The organism is Streptomyces phyllanthi, from assembly GCF_009377205.1.
Lineage (GTDB): Bacteria > Actinomycetota > Actinomycetes > Streptomycetales > Streptomycetaceae > Streptomyces > Streptomyces phyllanthi.
Genome location: NZ_VJZE01000633.1, coordinates 1 through 4,134, shown reverse-complemented (window position 1 = coordinate 4,134; position 4,134 = coordinate 1). Strand labels below are relative to the sequence as shown.

General features: G+C 73.0%; 1 protein-coding gene. It reads right to left on the bottom strand.

From position 1 onward, the window contains the following. The coding region (locus tag FNH04_RS42465) for a non-ribosomal peptide synthetase (RefSeq protein WP_152791581.1) at positions 1-4,134 on the bottom strand (4,134 nt) is incomplete at both ends.

Here is a 4,134-nt window from a genome sequence, read left to right as displayed (position 1 = left end):
CCACCGACTCCGGGCCCACCCCCAGGCCGCGCAGGTGACGTGCCAACTGCGACGCCCGCCCCACCAGATCCGCGTAGGTCAGATGCGCCTCGCCGCACACGACCGCGACCGCGTCCCCAGCGGAAGACGCCTGCTCGACCACCAGGCCGGGCACTCCGCCCGTCGCGGACGCCGGCCGTGCGGCACCCGACCCCAGCCCCAGCAGGTCGGCGTGCTCCACCGCCGACAGCACGGACAACTCGGATATCGGGCGGCTCGCGCCCTCCGCGATCCGTGCCAGCAGCATCCGCAGATGCCCCGCCAACCGCTCGATCGTCACCGAGTCGAACAACGCGACTCCGTACTCGATCGTGGCCGTAAGGCCGTCATCGTCTTCGACCACGACCAGACGCAGGTCGAACTTGGCGGTCACACCCGCCTGGACGGTTTCCGCTGAACCGCTCCCCTCGCCGGTGTCCTGCCGGTAGTAGTCGAACAGCACCTGGAACAGCGGAGTGCGCGACCGGTCCCGGTCGGTGACCAGCGCGTCCACCAGCTGCTCGAACGGCAGGTCCTGATGGGCGTAGGCACCCAGCGCCGTCTCGCGCACCCGGCCCACCAGCTCGGCGAACGTCGGGTCGTCCGACAGGTCGGTGCGCATGACGAGTGTGTTGACGAAGAACCCGATCAGGTCCTCGGTCTCGGCCCGGTTCCGGCCCGCCACCGGTGTGCCCACCACGATGTCGTCCTGACCGCTGTACCGGCCCAGCAGGACGCTGAACGCGGCCAGGAGGGTCATGTACATCGTCGCGCCGCCCTCACGGGTCACTTCGTGCAGCCCCCGCACGACCTCGCCGGGCACGCTGAACCGCATCGCCGCCCCCGCCGAGGAGCGCAGCGGCGGACGCGGCCGGTCCAGGGGAAGCTCCAGGACGGGCAGGGCCGCCAGCCGTTCCCGCCAGTAGGCCAGCTGCCGGTCCTGTACCTCGTCGGCCAGCCAGGCCCGCTGCCACACCGCGAAGTCGGCGTACTGCACCGGCAGGGGCGGCAGCGGATCGGGCTCCCCGGCCCGGAACGCCGCGTACAGCGAGGACAGATCGCGTCGCAGGATCCGGTCCGACCAGTCGTCGAAGGCCACATGGTGGATGGTCAGCGCCAGCAGCTGCATGGTGCCGGCCGTCCGGATCAGGCAGGCCCGCAGGAGTGGTCCGGCCGCCAGGTCGAACGGCGCCGCCGCGTCGACCGCCACCAGACGTCTTGCCGCACCCAGTGGATCGGCGACGCCGGACACGTCCGCCACCGGCAGCGGCACCGGCCCCGGCGGGTCGATCACCTGGTACGCCACCCCGTCCGGGCCAGCCACCAGCCGGGTCCGCAGCACCTCATGACGCGCGGCTACGGCCGTCAACGCCGCACCCAGCGCGGCCAGGTCCACCGGGCCGGCCATCGGGATCAGCGACGGCAGGTTGTACTCGGCCGACGCGGGTTCGAGCTGGTTCAGGAACCACAGGCGCTGCTGGGCGAACGACAACGGCAGGGCGCGGTCCCGGGCCACCGGCGTGATCGGCGGGGCGGCCGACCCCGGCCGGGTCTGGTCGACGACGGCCGCCAGCGCCCGCAGGGTGGGGTGCTCGAACAGCGCGGCCAGGGCCACCTCTGCGCCGAACACCTCCCGGATCCGGGAGATCACCCGGGTGGCCAGCAGGGAGTGCCCGCCCAGTTCGAAGAAGCCGTCCAGTGCGCCGACCTGGTCGGCGCCGAGCAGCTGTGCCCAGATCCCGGCCAGGAGTTCCTCGGTCGCCCCGGTCGGCGCCACGAGGGCGCCCAGCTCGGGACGGGCGGTGTCGGGGGCGGGCAGCGCGGCCCGGTCCAGTTTCCCGTTGGGGGTCAGCGGCAGGGCGGCCAGCTCGGTGAACACCGACGGCACCATGTACTCCGGCAGGCTCCGCCGCAGGAAGGCGCGGAGGTCTCCCGCCGTGGGGATGCCCTCGTCGTGGTCCGCCGGGACCAGGTAGGCGGCCAGCCGGTCCCCGGCCTCACCCCAGGCGGCGACCGCGGCCGACCGTATCCGGGGATGCGCCGCCAGCGCCGCCGTCACCTCGCCCGGCTCGACCCGGAACCCGCGCACCTTGACCTGGTCGTCGGCACGGCCGAGGAACTCCAGCTCCCCGCCCGCCCGCCGGCGGACGACGTCACCGGTCCGGTACAGCCGCGACCCGTCCGCCGCGAACGGGTCGGCGACGAACCGCTCCGCCGTCAGCGGCGGACGCCCGGCGTAGCCACGGGTCACTCCGGCGCCGCCGATGAACAGCTCACCGGCCACCCCGACGGGCACCGGGCCGAGCCGCCGGTCCAGCACGTGGACGCGGGTGTTGGCGACCGGCGACCCGAGGGTGACCGGCCCGTCTTCCGTCAGGGGCCGGCAGGTGGACCAGATCGTGGTCTCCGTGGGGCCGTACATGTTCCACACGTCGGCGGTGCGTGCCTGGATCGCCCTGGCCAGTTCGGCGGGAAGTGCTTCACCGCCGCACAGGGCGCGGAGGCGAGCCGCCCCGCTCCAGCCGTCGGCGACCAGCATCTGCCAGGTCGACGGGGTGGCCTGCATGACGGTGGCGCCGCTCCTGCCGATCTCTCCCGCCAGTAGCCGGGGGGAGCGGACCGTGTCCCGATCCGCCACGACGACCTGGGCACCGACGGTCAGCGGAAGCAGCAGTTCGAGGCCGGCGATGTCGAATCCCAGTGTGGTGACGGCCAGCAGCACGTCGGCGGAGGTGAGGCCGGGGCGTTCCGCCATGGAAGTCAGGAAGTTCACCAGGTTGTGCTGTGTGACCTGTACTCCCTTCGGGGTCCCGGTCGACCCGGAGGTGTAGATCACGTAGGCGAGGCGGCCTGCGGCCGACTCCGTCTCCGGCTCCGGTGGCCCGGCCGGGTCGACGGCTTCGGCAGGGTCGTCCAGCCAGATCCGGGTGTCCGCGGAGAGGCCGCCGGCCACGGCGCGGTGGCCGGCCAGTACATGGACTCCGCTGTCGGCCAGGACGAACGCCAGCCGCTCCGTGGGGTAGTCGGGGTCCAGCGGCAGGTAGGCGGCGCCCGCCTTCCAGACCGCCAGTATCGCGACGACCGTGTCCAGGCCACGTTCGAGGCACAGGCCGACGACGGACTCGGCACCGGCGCCCAGCGCCCGAAGCCGGTCGGCGAGCCGGCCGGCACGTTCCTCCAGCGCGGCGTAGGTCAGCGTGGTCCCGCCGGCCACCACCGCGACGGCGTCGGGCCGTGCGGCCGCCTGGGCCGCCACCAGCTCGTGCACCCCGCCGACCGCGGGCAAGGACGTCGTGGTGTCGTTCCAGGTCGCCAGCATCAGGTTCCGCTCGGCGGAGGTCAGGACCGGCAGCCGAGACAGCCTCCTGTCCGGGTCCTCCGCCACCGCGCCCAGTGTGGTGATCAGGTGGCCGACCATCCGTTCGGCCGTTTCCCGGTCGAACAGCGCCGCGCTGTACTCGATCGATCCGGCCAGCCCCGTGCCGGCGTCCACCAGGTTCACCGTCAGGTCGAACTTCACCGTCCGGGGCGACGCCTGCGCGTCGTCGGGGCCGTCTCCAGCCGCCGCGCCGTCGCCTTCGTCCCGCAGATAGTTGAAGAAGACCTGGAAGAGCGGTGTGCGGGAGCGGTCTCTTTCGGTGACCAGGGCGTCGACGAGCTGCTCGAAGGGCAGGTCCTGGTGGGCGTAGGCGTCCAGCGCGGTCTCCCGTACCCGGCCGACCAGGTCGGTGAAGGACGGGTCTCCCGACAGGTCGGTGCGCAGCACCAGGGTGTTGACGAAGAAGCCGATCAGGTCCTCGGTCTCGGGACGTGTCCGGTTGGCCGCCGGTGAGCCGACCACGACGTCGTCCAGGCCCGCATACCGGCCCAGCACGACGCCGACGCCCGCCAGCAAGGTCATGAACATCGTCGCGCCGCTGCGCCGGGCGACCTCGCGCAGCCCGGACGCCACCGGAGCGGGCACGGTGAAGTGTGTCGCCGCGCCCTCGCTGGACCGCACCGGGGGACGCGGCCGGTCGGTGGGCAGGTCCAGCACCGGTGCGCCCGCGAGTTTGTCCCGCCAGTAGGCGAGCTGGCCGTCCAGGACGTCTCCGGTGAGCCAGGAGCGCTGCCAGA